General features: G+C 60.3%; 16 protein-coding genes and 1 tRNA gene. 3 read left to right on the forward strand and 14 right to left on the reverse strand.

Annotated features, from left to right (window positions below; translation table 11 throughout):
• Positions 1-2: 2 nt before the first annotated feature.
• From glnQ to VDP81_RS05585, 7 genes are all read right to left on the reverse strand, one after another.
• On the reverse strand, positions 3-731 hold the full coding sequence (gene glnQ, locus VDP81_RS05555) for a glutamine ABC transporter ATP-binding protein GlnQ (protein WP_322996640.1): 729 nt from the start codon (positions 729-731) through the stop codon (positions 3-5).
• On the reverse strand, positions 728-1,567 hold the full coding sequence (locus VDP81_RS05560; protein ID WP_322996639.1) for an ABC transporter permease subunit: 840 nt from the start codon (positions 1,565-1,567) through the stop codon (positions 728-730). Before VDP81_RS05560 ends, glnQ begins: the two co-directional genes overlap by 4 nt.
• Before the next feature lie 18 nt (positions 1,568-1,585).
• Positions 1,586-2,332, reverse strand: a complete 747-nt coding sequence (gene glnH, locus VDP81_RS05565; RefSeq protein ID WP_322996638.1) for a glutamine ABC transporter substrate-binding protein GlnH — start codon at positions 2,330-2,332, stop codon at positions 1,586-1,588.
• Positions 2,333-2,503: 171 nt separating this feature from the next.
• Positions 2,504-3,289, reverse strand: coding sequence for a MetQ/NlpA family ABC transporter substrate-binding protein (locus VDP81_RS05570; protein ID WP_322996637.1), 786 nt, complete (start codon positions 3,287-3,289; stop codon positions 2,504-2,506).
• Positions 3,290-3,365: 76 nt separating this feature from the next.
• Positions 3,366-4,022 (reverse strand): methionine ABC transporter permease, encoded by a 657-nt coding sequence (locus tag VDP81_RS05575; protein WP_322996636.1) that lies wholly within the window; start codon positions 4,020-4,022, stop codon positions 3,366-3,368.
• Positions 4,019-5,035, reverse strand: coding sequence for a methionine ABC transporter ATP-binding protein (locus tag VDP81_RS05580; RefSeq protein ID WP_322996635.1), 1,017 nt, complete (start codon positions 5,033-5,035; stop codon positions 4,019-4,021). Before VDP81_RS05580 ends, VDP81_RS05575 begins: the two co-directional genes overlap by 4 nt.
• A gap of 107 nt (positions 5,036-5,142) precedes the next feature.
• Positions 5,143-5,499: a diguanylate cyclase domain-containing protein gene (locus tag VDP81_RS05585; RefSeq protein WP_323011779.1), complete on the reverse strand. Its 357-nt coding sequence runs from the start codon at positions 5,497-5,499 to the stop codon at positions 5,143-5,145.
• Between the two features lie 246 nt (positions 5,500-5,745).
• Between VDP81_RS05585 and VDP81_RS05590 the strand changes: the two genes are divergently transcribed.
• Both VDP81_RS05590 and VDP81_RS05595 read left to right on the forward strand, forming a co-directional pair.
• Positions 5,746-8,694, forward strand: a complete 2,949-nt coding sequence (locus VDP81_RS05590; protein WP_323011780.1) for an MHYT domain-containing protein — start codon at positions 5,746-5,748, stop codon at positions 8,692-8,694.
• Complete coding sequence (locus VDP81_RS05595; RefSeq protein ID WP_322996631.1) at positions 8,687-9,715, forward strand: HD domain-containing phosphohydrolase; 1,029 nt, start codon at positions 8,687-8,689, stop codon at positions 9,713-9,715. The genes VDP81_RS05590 and VDP81_RS05595 overlap by 8 nt, the downstream gene beginning before the upstream one ends.
• A 1-nt stretch (position 9,716) precedes the next feature.
• Here VDP81_RS05595 and VDP81_RS05600 read toward each other — a convergent pair whose 3' ends face one another.
• From VDP81_RS05600 to VDP81_RS05620, 5 genes are all read right to left on the reverse strand, one after another.
• The gene (locus VDP81_RS05600; protein WP_322996630.1) at positions 9,717-10,421 is read right to left on the reverse strand and encodes an ABC transporter ATP-binding protein; all 705 of its coding nucleotides are present in this window, start codon (positions 10,419-10,421) and stop codon (positions 9,717-9,719) included.
• 4 nt (positions 10,422-10,425) lie between these two features.
• Positions 10,426-11,625: an ABC transporter permease gene (locus tag VDP81_RS05605; RefSeq protein WP_322996629.1), complete on the reverse strand. Its 1,200-nt coding sequence runs from the start codon at positions 11,623-11,625 to the stop codon at positions 10,426-10,428.
• Positions 11,622-12,773 carry an efflux RND transporter periplasmic adaptor subunit gene (locus VDP81_RS05610; RefSeq protein ID WP_322996628.1) on the reverse strand — a complete coding sequence of 384 codons (1,152 nt, stop codon included), beginning with the start codon at positions 12,771-12,773 and terminating at the stop codon, positions 11,622-11,624. Before VDP81_RS05610 ends, VDP81_RS05605 begins: the two co-directional genes overlap by 4 nt.
• Positions 12,770-13,378, reverse strand: coding sequence for a TetR/AcrR family transcriptional regulator (locus tag VDP81_RS05615; protein WP_322996929.1), 609 nt, complete (start codon positions 13,376-13,378; stop codon positions 12,770-12,772). Before VDP81_RS05615 ends, VDP81_RS05610 begins: the two co-directional genes overlap by 4 nt.
• Before the next feature lie 234 nt (positions 13,379-13,612).
• Positions 13,613-13,688 (reverse strand) — tRNA-Lys (locus VDP81_RS05620).
• A gap of 67 nt (positions 13,689-13,755) precedes the next feature.
• Between VDP81_RS05620 and VDP81_RS05625 the strand changes: the two genes are divergently transcribed.
• Positions 13,756-14,553 carry a metallophosphoesterase gene (locus VDP81_RS05625; protein ID WP_322996627.1) on the forward strand — a complete coding sequence of 266 codons (798 nt, stop codon included), beginning with the start codon at positions 13,756-13,758 and terminating at the stop codon, positions 14,551-14,553.
• Between the two features lie 35 nt (positions 14,554-14,588).
• Here VDP81_RS05625 and VDP81_RS05630 read toward each other — a convergent pair whose 3' ends face one another.
• Entirely contained in the window at positions 14,589-16,778 is a 2,190-nt protein-coding gene (locus VDP81_RS05630) for a glycoside hydrolase family 31 protein (RefSeq protein ID WP_322996626.1), read from the reverse strand.
• Positions 16,779-16,932: 154 nt separating this feature from the next.
• Complete coding sequence (gene mnmC, locus VDP81_RS05635) at positions 16,933-18,798, reverse strand: FAD-dependent 5-carboxymethylaminomethyl-2-thiouridine(34) oxidoreductase MnmC (RefSeq protein WP_323011781.1); 1,866 nt, start codon at positions 18,796-18,798, stop codon at positions 16,933-16,935.
• Positions 18,799-18,820: the final 22 nt, after the last annotated feature.

Consider the following 18,820-nt stretch of genomic DNA (forward strand, 5'->3'; position numbering starts at 1 on the left):
CGTCAGCTGACGTGTTGCAGAAAGTCCTTCAGGCGCTGGCTGGGAGGATTGTTCAGCAGGACCTCGGGCACGCCGTCCTCGGCGATCTTGCCCTGGTCCATGAAGATCAAGCGGCTACCGACCTTGCGAGCGAATTCCATTTCGTGCGTGACCACAATCATGGTCATGCCTTCCTCGGCCACATCCTGCATCACCCGCAGAACTTCGTGGCGCAGTTCAGGGTCCAGAGCCGATGTAGGCTCGTCAAACAGCATCAACAGGGGCTTGATGGCCAGCGCCCGCGCAATCGCCACGCGCTGTTGCTGTCCGCCGGAAAGCTGTCCGGGGTAGTGATTCGCACGTTCGGCCAAGCCGACCTTGGCAAGCAGTTCCTGGGCCTGCTGGCGAGCCTGGGATTTTGGCACGCCCCGTGTGTGCACGGGGCCGAACATGACGTTTTCCAGCGCCGTCAGCTGAGGAAACAGATTGAACTGCTGAAATACCATGCCGGCCTCGCGGCGCAGTTCACGCACCTCAGAGGCCTTGCCCAACACGCTGAGGCCATTGACGATGATATCCCCGCCCTGAATGGTTTCCAGGACATTAATGCAACGCAAAAATGTGGATTTGCCCGAGCCCGACGGCCCGACCACCACCACGACCTCGCCCGCATCAATAGAAAGGCTGATCCCATCGAGCACCACATTGTCGCCAAAGCTTTTGGTGACATTTTTGAATTCAACAATGCTCATACGATGCGGGTCCGGTGTTCGATGAATTTAAGCGCCAGGGCAATGAACCCGGTCATGATCAGATAGATGACGGCCACCGCCCCCCAGATCTCGACCGCCCGGAAATTGCCCGCAATGATTTCCTGGCCCTGACGGGTGAGCTCGGCCACCCCGATGACGATAAACAGCGAGGAGTCCTTCAGGCTGATGATGCACTGATTGCCCATGGTGGGAATCATGCGGCGCAAGGCCACAGGCCCGATGATGTGGGCCAGGATCTTATAGAACGGCAAGCCCATGGCCTGACCGGCTTCTTGTAAACCTTTAGGGACGGACAACAGCCCGCCGCGAACGATTTCGGCGATATAGGCGCCGGAATTGATCATCAGGGTGACGGTCGCCGCTGTAAAGCCATCAATGCGCAGATTGACCAGCAAGGGCAGCGCAAAATAAATGAACATCACCTGCACTACGATCGGGGTGCCGCGCACGACAAGAATATAAATCTGGGCAATCAGCGACAACACCACAGGCGCCCAGGCCATGCCGCGCCAGACAATCAGCACCAGCACCAGCAGGCGCAATCCCCACCAGACGGCGCTGGACAAACCGGCCAAGGGGCCTGTCTCCAGCCAGGAAAACACCCACATCAGGGCGTACAGCAGCACCAGGCCAACAGCGCCCCAGCCCAAATTGCGGCGGGTGATGGGGACTGGCACATAAGTGACGACCACCCCGGCCAAGCCGCCGATGATCGTCCCCCCTACCAGCCCGATCAGCGTGATCTGGACGGTCATCCAGGCGCCGGCCATGAGGTCGGGCCAGGCAGCCCAGATAGCAGACCATTCAAAAGTCACGATGATGTCCTGTCCTGATTAATCGGGCTTCTTGCCGAACCAGGTTTCGTAGAGCTTGTCGTAGGTGCCGTCGGCTTTGATGTCGGCCAGCGCTTTGTTGACGACGACGACCAGATCGCTGCCCTTCGGGAACGCAATACCATAGAAGTCGCCGCTTTTCAGGGAACCCACGACCTTGACCTTGCCTTTACCGGCGGTATTGGCGTAGTACTGGACGTTCGGGGTATCGTGCACCACGGCATCCACCCGGTTCGTGGCCAATTCCAGGAAGGCATTGTCGATATTGGGGAAGAGTTTGAGCTTTGCCGAGGGCACATTGGCCTTCATGTAGTCCACTGTCGCGGTGCCGATCTTGACGGCCACGGTTTTGTCTTCCAGGTCTTTGGCGGTCTTGATGGTGCTGCTTTCGGGCACCAGAATGGCCAGGCCGGACTCATAGTAGGGATCGGAGAAGTCGATGACTTCGGCACGATCGGGACGAATGGTGATGCCAGCCAGCGCAGCATCGATATTGCGGGTCTGCAGGCCCGGAATGATGCCATTGAAGTCCATCGGCTGCAGGCGGTATTTGAGACCGGCCTTGTTGGCAATGGCTTCCCATAACTGGATGTCAAAGCCGGTGTATTTGCCGTCTTGCTTGAACTCGAAGGGCACGAAGGCCGTATCGGTGGCGATGATGAGTTCTTTGTCGGCGGCCTGCGCGGTGGGCAGCACCAGGGCAAAGGCCAGCCCCATCAGGGCTGCTTTAAAGGTTTTGGGCAACATCCAGGTCTCCTTGTGGGATGGGTTGATCGCAGCCAACAGGCCACATCAGGCGTTCATGTTAACTGAAAGACCCGGGCGGTCCGCCAGCACATTGGCGAAAATCCCGGGTCTGGTCATGGTTTTTCGGGAAATCCCCTACGGATCGTTGAGGTTTCCAGGAATACGCCCGGCTTAGAAAGCTGGGACGATGGCACCCTTATATTGGGTCAGGATGAATTCGCGCACCTTGTCCGACTGCAGGGCCTGAATCAGCTTCTTCACGTCCGCATTATCAGTCTGGTCAGCTGGCACCACCACCAGGTTGGCATAAGGAGAATCCTTGTCTTCGATGAACAGGGCATCCTTGATCGGGTTCAGCTTGGCTTCCAGCGCGTAGTTGGTGTTGATCAGGGCCAGATCCACATCAGGCAATACACGCGGCAGGGTGGCGGCCTCCAACTCGCGGAATTTCAGGTTCTTGGGGTTGTCGGCAATGTCGCGCGAAGTCGCCAGGATATTGCTGGGGTCTTTCAACGTCAGCAGGCCTTGCTTTTGCAGCAGCAGCAAGGCACGGGCACCATTCGAGGGATCATTGGGGATGGCGACCAAGGCGCCGTCCTTCAGATCCTTGATGTCCTTGATCTTGACTGAGTAGCCGCCAAAGGGCTCGACGTGCACAGCACCCACCGAAACCAGCTTGGTGTCGTGTTCTTTGTTGAAGGAATCCAGATAGGGCTGGTGCTGGAAGAAATTGGCGCCGATTTGTTTGTCAGCCACCTGCAGGTTGGGCTGGACGTAGTCGGTGAACACCTTGATGTCCAGGTCCACGCCTTCCTTGGCCAAGTCGGGTTTGATGAATTCCAGCAGTTCGGCATGGGGCACCGGCGTGGCGGCCACCGACAGGGTAGCGGCATGGGCGGGTGCGGCAAAAGCCAGCGGCAGCGCCAGCACCAGGGCGGGCACGAATTTCTTCAACATGAAAATCTCCTGAGTATCAGTGAATAAACAAAATTGCTGCCAGGGCGGGGCATGAGCATGCCGGCGCCCCGCCGCATTACTTGCGATTAAGCCGGGCAACCCAACGATCGCCCAGTACTTGAAACACCTGCACCATGATGACCAGAATGACCACAGTGACGGCCATGACATCGCCCTGATAGCGCTGATAGCCATAGCGCACGGCCAAATCCCCCAGGCCACCCCCGCCGATCACACCCGACATGGCCGAATAGCCCACCAGGGTGATGGCAGTCACCACGACGGCAGCCAGGATGCCGGTAGTGGCCTCGGGCAGCAGCGCCCACAGCACCGTCTGGCGCGACGTGGCGCCCATGGAACGGCAGGCCTCGCTGACCCCTGGGTCCAGTTCACGCAGGACATTCTCGACCAGGCGGGCAAAAAACGGCGCGGCGCTGGCCACCAAGGGCGGAATCGAGCCCTGCACCCCCAGCGCCGTCCCCACCAGCAGACGCGACATGGGAATCATCACGATCAACAAAATCAGAAATGGCACGGAACGCAGCACATTGACGATAAAAGCGACGCTCTGGTAGGTGCCTCGGTGGCTCATCATCTGACCAGGGCTGGTCAAAAACAGCAGCACCCCCACCGGCAGTCCGATCAGGATGGTGAACAGCAGGGAAAAGCCGGTCATCAACAAGGTATCGACCGTGGCTTCGCCGATCAACCACCAATCTACATTGGCCATCATGTCCGTAGTACCTCGTAGTGCACCCCGGCTTGGTCCAGCATGCCCCCCAGCGCGGCCAGATCCGCCGGCGCACCTTGGGCGGCCACGATCAACTGACCGTAGGGCGTGTCCTTGATGCGCCCGACCGACCCCTGAAGAATGCTGAGATCCAGGCGCAAGTCCCGGCTGATACGACTGAGCAGCGGCTGGGTCGTGGCATCACCACGATAGCTCAGGCGCAGCAAATGCCCCGTCAGCCCATCAGCCATGGCGCGCCAGCCTTCTTCGCCCTCGTCCAGTCCGCTTTCGGACAGCAGAGAACGCGTGGCGTCGTGCTGCGGATGCAAAAAGACCTCCAGCACCTGGCCGGACTCGACAATGCGGCCCGATTCAATCACCGCCACCCGGTCACAGACCGTGCGGATCACATCCATGCTGTGTGTGATCAGCACAATGGTCAGGCCCAACCGTTGATTGATATCCCCCAGCAAACGCAGGATGGACTGGGTGGTTTCCGGGTCCAGTGCAGAGGTCGCCTCGTCGCACAACAATAAACGGGGCTTGCTGGCCAGCGCCCGGGCAATGCCCACGCGCTGCTGCTGGCCGCCCGACAACTGACCGGGATACTTGTGGGTCTGATCGGACAGGCCAACCAAGGCCAGCACTTCCTCGGCGCGGGCAATACGTGCCGCACGCGACATACCGGACAAGCGCAGCGGAAAGCACACATTGTCCATGACCGTGCGCGCCCGCAAGAGATTGAAGTGTTGAAACACCATGCCCACCTGACGGCGGTATTCGCGCAGCTGGGCATCGGTATAAGCGGTAATGTCGCGGCCATCCACCCGCACGGCGCCTTCGGTGGGCCGTTCCAGCAAGTTCAGCATACGAATCAGCGTGCTCTTGCCTGCGCCAGAGCGGCCGATGATGCCAAAGACTTCGCCTTCGCGGATATTCAGATTGATATCGGCCAGCGCATGCACGGTGCGCCCAGCCGAAGCAAAGGTCTTACGGATGTTCTCGAGATCGATCAAGAGTCAGGGTCACTAAAATTACAACGTCCCGGATCAGCAGGACCTGAGCCGAGAATTTACCATGGGGATTCCTAGGATTAACCCTGTAGCATATAACAAAATCTTATTTAACGCCGCCGACCGGATGGCTTGTTGGCATACATATCCGTATCCGCGTGCTTCAGCAGGGTCTCGGGATCACGCACATCGTCAGGCCAGCAGGCCACGCCTATGGCCGCCCCCAGCCGAGCTGTCGCGCTGGCAGGCAGATCCTTCAAGGTTTCCAGCGGGGCTTCAATCAGAGCCTGGAGCTTGGCCTTGAAGGCCGATAAGGTGCTGGACGACTGTTGGGCGGAAACCGGCACACCTTCAGGAAAAGCAGCCTCCAGCACGGAGGACGAGCCATGCACATGAAAATGCACGGCCTGCGCGATGCGCGATGCGCGATGCCATGGCCCGCATATATTGATCTGAAAACTGGCCAATATTGCGGCTGGCGGACCAATAAAAGGTGCCGCCCAGCGTAACCGCCACCAATATAATCAGCAGCACATACGGCAGGATCAGAGAAACCCGCAAGGATCGCAAATTCATTAGACTGTCTGGAGATCGCAAATAGCCACGCAAGGCAGTGCACAGGATGATATGCATGCACCACTAAAAAGCACATTCATAATGTGTTATTGGCCATACCGCCCTGGCCCGACTTTCCTATTGAGGCTGCGTCTTTCATGATGATGGACCATTTTTTTCTAACGGCTGCCGATGGCACGGATTTTGTGGTGGGCACCTATCACCCAGGGCTGGTGTTGCTGTCGGTGCTGGTGCCGGTCTGCCTGTCGCTCATGGCGCTGCACACCGCCCACATCGCCCTGCAGACCCAGAACCGCCCCTACCGGCATATTGCCATCGGCATGGGCGGCATCGCCCTGGGTGGCGGCATCTGGTCCATGCACTTTATCGGCATGCTGGCCTTCAGCCTGCCTGCCCCGGTGCGCTATGACCTGCCACTGACCACGCTATCGCTGCTGCCGGGCTGGGCGGCCTCCTGGTTGGCGCTGTACATCCTGTCGCGCCGCCAGATCTCGCCTGGCCTGCTGCTGGGCAGCGGGGTGTTGGTGGGGGCTGGCATTGGCATGATGCACTACACCGGCATGATGGCCATGGACACCCCATTGTTGATGCGCTACGACGCCTCCCTGTTCCTCTTGTCCATCGGTGTGGCTGTGATACTGGCCATGCTGGCCCTGTGGATCAATTTTGGCCTGCGGCGCACCCACTTGAATCCACGCCTGCGGTTTGTCCTGAGCGGCATCATCATGGGGGTGGCGATTACGGGCATGCATTACACCGGCATGGCGGCGGTCCGGTTTCTGGGCGAACCTACCCTGGCGGACAACACGATCCGCGTGGATGCCGCCTACGGCGCACTGGCCCTGTCGTCCCTGACCATTACCATCGGCGTGCTGGTGGCTGCGCTTAATGGCCTGATCCATACCCGCGAGCTATACCGCGAGATGGAACTCAGCAAATCCCGGCTGCGCGCCATCGTGGATACCGCTGTGGACGCCATCATCACCATCGACGGCAAGGGCACGGTACAAGAATTCAGCCGCTCGGCCGAGCTCTTGTTTGGCTATGCCGCCGCCGAAGTCATCGGCCAGAATGTCAAGATGCTGATGCCCGAACCCTATCATTCCGAACACGACGGCTACCTGCAACGCTACCACGACACCGGCGACCCGCACATCATCGGCACGGGCCGCGAGGTCATCGGTCGCCGCAAGGACGGTGGCCTGGTGCCGGTGCGCCTGGCCGTGGGCAAGGTCGACCTGACCGGCGCCGACCGCCTGTACGTGGGCCTGCTGGCCGACATCAGCGAACGCCAGGCCCTGGAGGCATCCCTGCGCGATGCCGCCCAACAGGCCGAGCACGCCGCCGCCACCAAAACACGCTTTCTGGCCAACATGAGCCATGAAATCCGCACGCCCATGAACTCCATCATCGGCTTTGCCACGCTGCTGCAGCAAACCGACCTGACTCCTTTGCAACGCAGCCACCTGAATACCATCAGCCAATCGTCCCGATCCCTGCTGCGCCTGATCAACGACATCCTGGACACCACCAAACTCGAACACGGCCGCCTGGATCTGGAAGTCCGGGACTTTTCGCTCAAGGCCCTGGCGCACCAGATCGAATCTTCGCTGCGCCTGAGCGCCCTGGCCCGCCAGCTACACCTGAACACGCACTACCCAGCCGATATGCCGGAGTTTTTCCAGGGCGATACCCTGCGCCTGCTGCAAGTGCTGACCAACCTGGTGGGCAATGCCATCAAATTCACAGAAACCGGCGGCGTGGATATCTACTATGCTTATGACGACCAGCAGATCCACGTGCGGGTGCGCGACACCGGCATTGGCATGACACCGGATCAGGTGAGCACGATTTTCGAACCCTTCACGCAAGCCGATGCCTCCATCAGCCGACGTTTTGGCGGCACAGGCCTGGGTACCACCATCGCCCACCAACTGGTGCAGGCCATGAACGGTCGCCTGCAAGTCGACAGCCAGCCGGGCCTGGGCAGTACCTTTCATGTCTGGCTGCCCTTGCCGCTGGGTAAGCCGCCAGCGGCGCCCGCCTCCACCACATTGGCGATCAACCTGCCCCCTTTGCACGTACTGATTGCAGATGATGTTGCGCAAAACCTGGAATTACTGACCCTGGTGCTGCAAGCCAAGAACCACCGCGTCAGCGCCGCCCATGACGGGGCAGAAGCCGTCCAGCTGTTCTTGTCCGGGGAATATGATGTGGTGCTGATGGATGTGCATATGCCGGGGACGGACGGCCTGCAGGCCACGCGCCTGATCCGCCAGCACGAACGGCTGCAGAACCTGTCCCCTACCCCGATCATCGCCCTGACGGCCAGCGTCATGGCCCGCGACCGGCGCGAGGCCCGCCAGGCGGGCATGGACGGCTTTGCCGTCAAACCCCTGGACGTTGAACATTTATTTGCCGAAATCGCCCGGGTACTGAACCACCAGCCCAGCGGGGCCGAGGACGCCGCTGAATTGCTGATACCTGGCACCACACCCTTGATCGACTGGGATCGCGGTATCGGTCTTTGGGGGGATCGCGTCCGACTGGCCCAGCGCATCAGCCAGTTCCTGGATCAGGCAGCCACCCAATACCCGCTGCCCGCCCCTGGCGCGCCACCAGACGCCGAGGCGTTGCGCTTCAGCTTGCATGGGCTGAGAGGCGCCGCCGGCAACCTGGCGCTGATCGCGATTGCCCAGTTGGCCGCCAGCCTGGAAGAATGTGTCCGCAACGGCCATATCGACGAGGCATTACAGCAACTGCCCTACCTGCAGGCCCTGATCGCTGCCAGCCGACAGCAGGCCCACACCGATCAGCCCATGGCCGCAACCGCCGCTTCCACCATGCCGTCAGGCAATACGGCGGGGAATCCTGTCCCTACCCTGCCTGAGCTGCAATCCGCCATGGCCGCGCTGGCGGCTGTCCTGGCCCATAACGAGCTGGATGACAGCCTGCTGGAGACCGTGCGCGCCGGTCTGAAATCCCAGGGCTTATCGGCCCAGGCCCAGTCTCTGGATGCCGCCCTGGATGCATTTGATTTTGATCGAGCCAAAAATCTATTGGACACCATCCTGAACCATGACTGAGCATTCCGATACCAGCCGCGCCACCATTTTGCTGGTGGATGATGAGTCCACCAACCTGCAGGTGCTGCGCCATACCCTGCAGGCCGACTATCGCCTGCTGTTCGCCAAAGATGGCCCCACCGCCCTGGCGCTGGTGGAAAAAAACCACCCGGACTTGATCCTGCTGGATGTGATGATGCCTGGCATGTCTGGCCACGAAGTCTGCACGACCCTGAAAAGCAAGTCCGATACCCGCCATATCCCGATCATCTTCATCACGGCGCTGAGCGACCCTGATGACGAACGTCGAGGGCTGGAACTCGGCGCGGTGGACTACATCACCAAACCTTTCAGCCCACCCATTGCGCAAGCGCGGGTGCGCACGCATTTATCCCTGGTTCAGGCTGATGAAGTCCGCCAGACACGCCTGCAAATCATTCGCTGCCTGGGGGCTGCCGCCGAATACCGCGACAATGAAACCGGTCTGCATATTGTGCGCATGAGCCACTATGCCTGGCGTCTGGCCAAGGAAATCGGCTATAGCGATGCGGACGCCAACGAGCTGCTGCACGCAGCGCCCATGCATGATGTGGGCAAGATCGGCATCCCGGACAGGATTTTGCTGAAACCCGGCAAACTGAACGACGACGAGTGGGCAATCATGCGCCAGCACCCCGCCATTGGGGCACATATCCTGGGCGAGCACCCCAGCGGACTGCTGAAACTGGCCGCCACCATCGCATTGCGCCATCACGAAAAATGGGACGGCACCGGCTACCCCGATGGGCTGGCTGGCGAAACCATCCCGCTGGCGGCCCGCATCGTGACCTTGGTGGACGTGTTCGATGCGTTGACCAGCGTGCGGCCCTACAAGCGCGCCTGGTCGATCTACGAAGCCATGGATTTCATCCGCGAACAATCGGGGCGGCATTTCGACCCGAAGCTGGTGATCGCTTTTGAACGCTGTCTACCGGACGTGCTGGTTTTCAAGGATCGCTGGGCAGACGATGCGGTACAGGACAGCACGGGGCATATACCCTAAATCAGTAGCTTCGTCCTTCGCCGACCTCTTCGTAGGTAACACCATCGCGGATGTGATAAATACGTTTAAATGTCGGGATGATTTTTTCGTCATGTGTCACCACGATCACAGCCGTCTGATATTGCTGCGCCATCTGATTCAGGATGCGCACGACGGCCAGGGCGCGTTCGGAGTCCAGCGGGGCCGTGGGCTCGTCGGCAAGAATCACCGGCGGTCGATTGATCAAGCCCCGGGCAATCGCAACGCGCTGCTGTTCGCCCCCAGACAAGCGCACTGGCTGGGCCTGCGCGCGGTGCTGCATGTCCAAGGCCGCCAGCAATTCCTGGGCACGCTGCCGGGCAAGCCCATTGGGCACCCCCGCCAGCATAGGTAACAGGGCCACATTATCCAGCACATTCAAAAACGGGATCAAATAGGGCGACTGGAACACAAAACCTATCTTGTCTCGGCGCAAACCTGCCAGATCTCGTACCTGCCACGTCTGATCAAAAATGACATCATCCCCCAGCATCATGCGACCCGTGCTTGGGCTGATGACAGCCCCCAGGCATTTCAGCAAGGTGCTTTTGCCCGACCCTGACGGCCCAACCAGGCCCACGACCTCGCCGGGCTGCACCTGCATATTGACGTCCTTCAAGGCCGTGACCGCAGTATCCCCAGAACCAAAACGCTTGCTGAGGTGCTCAATATAAATACCATGACGCATGCGTTCACCCGATCGCATCAGCCGGGTCGACTTTCAAGGCAACCCGAATAGCAACCAGACTGGACAGCACACAGATGGCCAGGATAGCAGCCAAGCCAACCCCCGTATCAGCGGGCACCAACCAGACAAATTTAGGAAAGATCGGAGCCGACCAGGTCGCAGAAATTTTTCCCACGGCAAAACCGATCAATCCCAACACCAACGCTTGCTGCAGAATCATCCCGGCAATCGTACGATTGCGCGTGCCCAGCAGCTTGAGCACCGCAATTTCACGAATTTTATCCATCGTCAGGGTATAAATAATGAATGCAATAATGGCGGCGCTGACAATGGCCAGAATGATCAAAAACAAGCCAATCTGTCGGGCCGAACCGGCAATCATTTTGCGCACGACGATGTCGTCCATTTGGGCTCGATCGTATACGGTCAGACGCAGCCAGCGCCGGACGGGTTCTGCAACGGCAGAAGGTGAATACCCAGGCTTCAGCCGCACCAGCATTGCATTGACCTGATGATTGCTGCTCTGGCTGGCATTGACGGCATCCAGCACCCCAACAAGCCCAGGCTGCTTGAAAGCCGGGTTTTCGGCATTTCGGCGGCGCTGCATCAGAATGGCCTGATTATCTTTCAGAAATTGAATTTCCTGTGCGTCCTTCAGTGGGATAAACAGCATGGGATCACCGCTGGAAGACACCATTCTTTGCGTCAACCCCACCACCGTATACACATTGCGCCGCACCTGAACGGTATCCCCCACTCTGAAACCACTGGCCTGGTCAGCAACGGCCTCGTAGTGGCCCCGCGTGATCTGGCGCCCGGCAATCAGTTGCCGGGGCCAGCCGGGCGTCCCTGGACCGCTGGCCTCGATCCCCACCACCATGAGGCGCAAGTCAGTCTTATCACGGCGCACCTGCAGGGTTTGGTAGGTGACGTTGGCAGCCCGATCCACCCCTGGCATCACGGCTACGCTGCGCCATAAATCATCGGGGATGCTGGAAGATTCTGCATAGGGGCCCAGCGTGTCTTTTTGGACAATCCAGAGATCGGCCCCACTCCCATCCAGCAGGGCCCTGCCGTCTTCGATCAGCCCCCGATACACCCCGGCCATCACCAAGGTGACGCCAATCAGCAAACCCAGGCCTATCCCCGTGAAAACGAACTTGCCCCAGGAATGCAAAATATCCCGACCAGCCAGACTGATCATCCCGATCCCTTTTGAAGCTGCGTCTGCACCAGCACTTTCGAGGTCACCGTCAAGGTGGACTGGCTATAGACCACAAACTGATCGTCAGGGCCCAGACCATCCTGGACCAATACCCCACCAGCCAGATCACTGGCCCCCAGGTCCAGCGCACGGAATACCAGCTTGCCATCCTGGTATTGCCACACCCCAAGCGCCCCATTCTGTGCCTGAATCGCTGCATTGGGAATGACCAGCGCTGCCGGATATTCGACCAATTGGACTTCGACCTCAGCCAGCTCTCCGAGTGGCGGCAAAACCGACAGCGGCTGATCCAGCACGATTTTGGCCAAGGTTTCTTCGGTAATGGCATCCGCCAACGGCTCAATCCGATCAACGCGGCCGACCAAGGCCTGAGATGGCCGTGAGCGCAAGCGTATCGTCACAGGCAATCCAGGTGCCAGACCACCAGCCTGGGATTGATCAAACCGTGCATCCACCCATAGTTGGCCAGGGTCAATCAGTTCCAGAGCCGTTTGTCCGGCCATCAAAGTCGACCCTGGTTCAGCCTGGCGCGCAACCACCAGTCCGTCCACTGGCGCCTTGATCTGCAACTGAGCGCGCTGGGATTGCAATGCTGCTTGTTCGGCTTTCGCCTGATGCAGCGCTTGCACTGCAGCCTGTTGGTCGGCTACCGCGTAAATGGATTCCTGTTGCTTGCTGAGGGCTTCTTCCTGGCTGACACCGTTAAGGCTCAGAAGCTTGCGATACCTCTCTGACTGCGTTTGAGCATAGCGTGTCTGGGCTTCGGCTTTACCCAGACGTGCCTGGGCAGCGCTTAGGGCAGCTTGCTGAACACGAATGCGATCATCCAGGTCGACCGGATCCATATCCACCAGGATCTGCCCTGCGCGGACCGAGTCACCAACCTGCGCCGACAAACTGGCTACCCGACCCGCGGCCGTGGGCCCAATCGCATAGCGGTAGCGCGCCTGAACTGTACCCAGACCGGACACAGCAGAGGTCAGCGAACGGACTTCGGCCTGCTGCACAGTCACCGGCACGGGGGCCAGCGGCCCGGTACGCAGGGCCACATAAACAAAAAGCCCCAATAACGGCATGACCACCGCCAGCAGCCCCATCATGCGCCGCGACCAAAGCAGTTGTTTCATACTTGGCCCTGGATTCCACGTGCATACAAGGCAAAGACACCATCGGCATGGCGTTGGACATGCAAGGAATCATTGGCAATCAGCGACTGGATCACTAGACCTTGGATCATGCCGAGAAACTGCACGGCAGCTGCGTCGACGTCCAGATCAGCGGCCAATTCGCCATTGGCCTTGCCCGCTTGCAAATATTCCCGCAAGGCTTTGCCATAGGCCGTGGTCATGGCCTTGACCGCCAATTTTTGAGGAGAATCATCAGCACTTTGGAGTTCGCCAAAGACCAATCGAGGCACACCGGGATGCCGTGTGACGAAATCAACATGCGCGGCAAAAATGGCCCGCAAAATAGCCAGGGTACTGTCTTGCCCTGCGGCTACCTCTTGAATCCGCGCGAACAGACTGTGGGATATCCAGCTGATGACCGCCTGCAAAATGGCATCCTTGTTGGCAAAATGGCGGAACAAGGCGCCCTGGGTCACACCCATACGCTGTGCAATAGAGGCTGTCGTGATACTGCTTGGGTTCTGTTCTGCAGCAAGGCCCACTACTGTTGCTACGGTGACTGCCCGTCGCTCATCGGCAGAAAGATGTTTGCTATGCGCTGTCATGACAAGCCCAAAAGATAGTAATCAATTACTATCTTACGCATTTGCTTTTGAGCCAGCAAGTGCAGTTACTTTTGCTTGCCGCATAAACAGAAAAAAACCCTTTATCGCGCACACGGCTGTCACATGCGGGGAAACACATATTCACAGGCGCGCCAACTGGCCGCAAAATACAAGGGTATTGGTGCCCGCATGTTTGGGGCAAGATATCTGGCATGAATGCCAGAAAAAAGAAATTGGTGGGTCGTGCGCGGTTCGAACGCGCGACCAACGGATTAAAAGTCCGGTGCTCTACCGACTGAGCTAACGACCCAACCTAAGCCCGCAATTATTGCACCATATTAAAATAATGTCAAGCAAGCCCTTGGAGACCCACCACCATGTCAGAGCACCATGATCCCAGTATCCTGCGACTGCATATTCTGTCGGATCTGCACCTCAGCATGCAAGGCCTGGCATTGCCTGACATCCAGGCAGACATCACGATACTGGCCGGTGATATTGCCCGCCCCCAAAAAGCCATGCAATGGGCATCACATATTCAGCGTCCTGTGCTGTATGTGCCGGGCAACCACGAATTCTACAGCGGCGCCATACCCGAGGTTCGCGCGCAATTGGCCCAAGCCGCCACCGAGCACAGCATCCATCTGCTGGACCAGCAGGCACTGATCATCCAGGGCGTGCGGTTTCTGGGGACGACGCTATGGACAGACTTTGAACTGTTCGGCACGGACCAGCGCGACCAGGCCATGGAGCAAACCAGGCATTTCATGCGGGATTTTCAGGTAATCCGCAACGGCGACGGTGCCACCTTCAGCCCCCAAGACTCGATCGGCCTGTTCCGACAACAATATGATTGGCTGGACAGCCAGTTGGACCAGGCTTTCGATGGGCCTACCGTGGTGATTACCCATCACGCCCCCAGCCTGCGCAGCGTCCATCCGCGCTTCGAGGATTCGCTGGTCAGTGCAGGGTTTGTGTCGGACTGCACCGGCCTGATGGGGCGGGCCTGTCTGTGGGTACACGGCCATACCCACGATAGTTTTGATTACGTGGTGCGCGGCACCCGGGTGTTATGCAATCCCCGGGGTTATTGCCGCGATGGCATCAACGAAAACCCGGCATTCGATCCGGGCTTATGCGTCAGTATTCCGGTGACCAATGCCCTGCATGCATAAGCATCCGCCCCCAACGGATGGGGGCGGAACAAGCATCAACGCGCCCGGGATATCCGGACTTCAGCCCCCCGGCGCTTGACCTCCAAGCCTTCGGAAGGCAGGATTTTCAGGCCTTCCAAGCCTTTGATGTAGCTGGACCCTTGCATTTGCATGACGCGGATTTTGTTGCGCATGACCACCGGATTGTGTTCCGGCATGCCGAACATCCAGACTTCCTCGAGGATTTTGGCGGAATTGATTTCGCCCGTGTGCTGGGCCACCGGCCCCAGGCACAGCATATGGCCTTCGCGGCCAAACACCGGCAGCGCATCCAGGCCGGGATTCAGGGTCCAGCGGGTGCCACCTTCGTAGCGCCAGCCCGTGGCCAAATCCCACCAGGCATCACCCTCGGGCAGATAGATCTCGGCCTGGCCGCCTGGCTGCATGACAGGCGCCACCAATAAGGCCGGCCCAAGCAAATACTGGGTGTCCCAGGCATGCGCCTGCGGATCGGCCGGGTAGGCCTGCGCCATGGAACGCTGTACCGGCAGCCCGGTGCGTACCGCATCGTCAATAATGCCGGCCACATAGGGCAAGAGGCGATAGCGCCATTGCAGCCAATGACCGATCAAGTTCCGCGTAGACGCATCGAAGGCATCGGGCATCAGGTCTGGATGGCCCTGGAAACTGAAATTGGCCGAAAACACGCTCATGGCCAGCCAGCGCAGATAAAGCTCGGGGGTCATGGTCCGCATGGATCGACTGGCACAGCCCAAGGCATGAGTCTGGACGGCCACCCCCGCATTGCCTACCGACAGGGCGGCCCGCAAGGTCTGAGCATAACCATCCCAGCTATTGTCCACATCCGGCCCCTGCTGCCAGGCAAAGCGCTGTACCCCAGGGAACAGGTCGCGGCTGAGCATCACGCCTTCCTGAGGGGTGCGCGGCCCGGCGACGGCATCAAACAGGGCGCGACGCGCCAAGTGCGGGTACGACGTGCGCAACACGGCGCCGGCTTCGCCACTGCGGGCTTCCAACTGTGCCGGAAAGTCGAAGCGCGCCTGACAAACGGGGGCCGCCAAACCATCATCCAAGGCCTGTTGATGACGCTCGGCCCAAAACCGGGCGGTGTCCTTGTGGGTGAGGTCCAGCAATGCAAAGGGACGATCCCCCGAGGCAGCCGTACCAGGACACACCCAGGCATTGCCATCTTCGTCGCATAGCAGCCAGCCGCGGTCTTCCCATTCGTCGAACAAGTCTGTGCCCTGCAGGACGCCGGGAATGCAGCTGCCCGCCAAGTGAATGTTCTGTTCTTGGGCGGCCGCCACGATCTCGCGCCAGTCATCCACGGCGGCAGACCATTCGAAGACCGGCTTATCCGCCTGAAATCCGAGAATCGCCGGATCAGCCAGTCGCAAGGCATCCAGCGCCAATCCCTGGGCACGCAGGCTGCGCACCTGCTGCAGACTGTGGGCAATGGTCTGCCCAGGGGCCTGATCCAGCCAAACCCCCAGAGGCCAGAGGTTGGGCTGGCCGGCTCGTCCGGTCAAGGCCGTGTACTGATTGAGGATTTCGCCCGGATCACCGACAAACAGGAATACATCCAGCCCTGCCCCATGCACCTGCATCTGCAGGCGCGACGGCGCACGCAAATCGTGCACCACGCGGTCCAGGGTATTGGCGTACACCCCCCAGCCCGCTGGCGTCCAGGCCAAGGGCAGGCAGCGGTCTGCCGCATCGTCAGAGACCAGCCGCAGGCCCCGTCGATCGGGATCGGCGCAAGTCTCGCCCAAGCCAAAGACACCCTCGGTGTCGCCCAGCGTCCAGTCGATGGACCAGACAGGGTCGCCGGCATCATCTACCACAGGCTGTAGCGATAGCTGCGCCCGCGCAACAGGCTGCTGCTGGCGCATCAGCTGTAATGCAAACCCCTGATCCCCCAGTGTCAGGCAGGCATCGCCCTGAGACAAATGCCAGCCTCCGGTATCTCCTGCCTGGCACTCCAGTTCGCTGACGGCCTCGTGACGGGCCAGCAACATGTCGGCCTGACGCTGCGCGCGCGCAGTAGCTTTAGGGGGTTCCAACCAAGCGATCGGACCGCAGCGCAGCCGAAAAACGCCTGGCGCATGGGCCTCGATGCGCAGACACCATTCGTCTGACTGATAGACCCACTCGACGCAGGAAGACGTCCTGGTGACCGGGCCAGTCTCGAATAATTGGTCCGCCAATTCAATGGTGGGCGACACAGCGTAATCCTCTGGGCGGTTCGCCCACGTGAATCTTGTAAAAGACCCTATTTTGACGGATTTGCGCCATAAAATAAAATCCAGCCTGATTTCAGGGTAATTGAGTAGCCTACCACGACCACTCAAACACACGAAAAAACTGTTTGACGCATCCTTAACGCAAGCGAATCCGATGCTGCAATTCCCGTTCGATCGGCCAGGGTTCATCATCCAGCCGGGCGGCCATCAAATCCCCCGCCAAGGCCGACCAGCTAAGGCCGCGCGACCCATACGCGCAGGCCAGCCACAACCCCGGATGCTGCGCAACCGCGTCAATGATCGGCAAATGATCGCGGGTGGCCGCCCGCCAACCCGCCCAGCCTTCCGGCGCTGCCGCGCCCAACCAGGGAAGGGCAGCGTCCGGCAGCCACCCGCCTATGCGCCTCAGAATATCTCGATGGCCGGCCTCATCGACCTCGGCCACCGACACATGGGGCCGGTACGTGCTGCCGGCCACCGCCCAGCCCTGCCGGGGCGGCAAACAATAGCCCTGGCCGGACACCACACAGCGCGGCACGGCCGGCATGTCGGCGGGCACCGGATACAGGCTGACCTGCCCGGCAAGCGGCGTCAAACCAGACAGCACGGGCCAGGCGGAGATCTCCGCCACCCTGGCCAACAAGGCCGGTGTCTGGCGCGCAGTGGCCAAGACGACCTGGTCCGCCTCGCCCAGCAGCCGACCATCGGCACTCTTGAACTGCCAGCCACCGGAAGATAGAGGCAGGAGTTCTGTCACCGTCCCCGTCCGATACTGCACCCCGGGGCTGGTCAACAAGGCAGCCTGCAGCTCGCCCGGACACACCCGCAAGGCCTGGGCAAACCATAATCCGCCATACGCAATCGGGATGCCCGCCTGTCGGCTGGCTTGGGCCGCATCCAACCAGCGCACCCAATCGGCCGGAAAGCCCAGCCGGGTCAAGGCCTGCTGCTGGGTCAAGGCCTGCTGCGGCGACTGCGCGCACACCAAAGCGCCACAAGGGTCTGGCCGCGCATCTCCAGCCAGGCCCGCCCAGCGCGCCCAGGCCCGCTGCAACCCCACCCGGGACAAGCGGGAACGCGTGTCATCATCCGGACTGAGGGCCGGCACCAGCGCCGCTGCCCCCCGGCTGCGCACGGCGGCAGGCACACGATCAATATCCAGCGGGTCCCAGACCTGCACCTGATGACCCCGCAAGGCCAATGACTGTGCCAGCCCCGCCCCAGCCAGGCCGGCGCCCACCACGGCCACCGACAGGCGCCTGCGCGGACCTGGTGTCTGGCCCAACCCAGGGCGCAGCACAGCAATCGTCATGTCGCGCTTACCGGCAACCCCCGGAACTTTGTTGACCAAAAATCCGGCATCGCGCAAGTCGCGGCGCACCTGACCCGCCGCACACCAGGTTGCTGCCGTCGCCCCTGCCCGCGCCAGCCGCCGCAGTTGGCCGAACAAGGCAGGCGACCACATAGCCGGATTGACGCGCGGCGCAAAACCATCCAGAAAAAAAGCATCCACACAGGCCTGCACCTGACGCGCAGTGCGGCGTATATCCCCAAACACCAGGGTCAGGCTGAGGCCGCCCGACTGCAGCGTCAATTGGTGCAGGCCCGGCAACAAGGGGGGCCACTGAGCCGCCAATTCGTCCGCCAGCGGCTGCAATCCTGCGGGCAGCCCAACCCAGGCGCGACGCAAATCCGGCAACGCAAAGGGATGGGCCTCAAAGGACAGATAATGCAGGCGCGCACTGCGCTGCGGGTCATCGCGCCAGGCCTGCCAGGCAGCCAGAAAATTCTGCCCCAGGCCAAACCCGGTCTCGCAGATCGTGAAGGCATCCCGCCCACGCCAGCGTGCAGGCAGCTCATTGCCCCGTAAAAAAACCTGCTGCGCCTGCGCCAACGGCCCGGCTGCGCCATGATAGACATCATCGAACAGGGTGCTGCACGGCACGCCCTGGGCATTCTCCTGCCAAACAGCGGGAGTCAAAGGTTCATAAGGGCCAGACATAAGGGACACTCAGGGACTGCTC

Origin of the sequence: Castellaniella sp., from assembly GCF_034675845.1 — a bacterium.
Taxonomy (GTDB): Bacteria; Pseudomonadota; Gammaproteobacteria; order Burkholderiales; family Burkholderiaceae_B; genus Castellaniella.

Excerpts from the sequence above, each read along its gene's own strand:
- glnQ (WP_322996640.1), bottom strand. The coding sequence starts at position 731 with ATGAGCATTGTTGAATTCAAAAATGTCACCAAAAGCTTTGGCGACAAT.
- glnH (WP_322996638.1), bottom strand. The coding sequence starts at position 2,332 with ATGTTGCCCAAAACCTTTAAAGCAGCCCTGATGGGGCTGGCCTTTGCC.
- VDP81_RS05570 (WP_322996637.1), bottom strand. The coding sequence starts at position 3,289 with ATGTTGAAGAAATTCGTGCCCGCCCTGGTGCTGGCGCTGCCGCTGGCT.
- VDP81_RS05575 (WP_322996636.1), bottom strand. The coding sequence starts at position 4,022 with ATGATGGCCAATGTAGATTGGTGGTTGATCGGCGAAGCCACGGTCGAT.
- VDP81_RS05590 (WP_323011780.1), top strand. The coding sequence starts at position 5,746 with ATGATGATGGACCATTTTTTTCTAACGGCTGCCGATGGCACGGATTTT.
- VDP81_RS05595 (WP_322996631.1), top strand. The coding sequence starts at position 8,687 with ATGACTGAGCATTCCGATACCAGCCGCGCCACCATTTTGCTGGTGGAT.
- VDP81_RS05600 (WP_322996630.1), bottom strand. The coding sequence starts at position 10,421 with ATGCGTCATGGTATTTATATTGAGCACCTCAGCAAGCGTTTTGGTTCT.
- VDP81_RS05605 (WP_322996629.1), bottom strand. The coding sequence starts at position 11,625 with ATGATCAGTCTGGCTGGTCGGGATATTTTGCATTCCTGGGGCAAGTTC.
- VDP81_RS05610 (WP_322996628.1), bottom strand. The coding sequence starts at position 12,773 with ATGAAACAACTGCTTTGGTCGCGGCGCATGATGGGGCTGCTGGCGGTG.
- VDP81_RS05615 (WP_322996929.1), bottom strand. The coding sequence starts at position 13,378 with ATGACAGCGCATAGCAAACATCTTTCTGCCGATGAGCGACGGGCAGTC.
- VDP81_RS05625 (WP_322996627.1), top strand. The coding sequence starts at position 13,756 with ATGTCAGAGCACCATGATCCCAGTATCCTGCGACTGCATATTCTGTCG.
- mnmC (WP_323011781.1), bottom strand. The coding sequence starts at position 18,798 with ATGTCTGGCCCTTATGAACCTTTGACTCCCGCTGTTTGGCAGGAGAAT.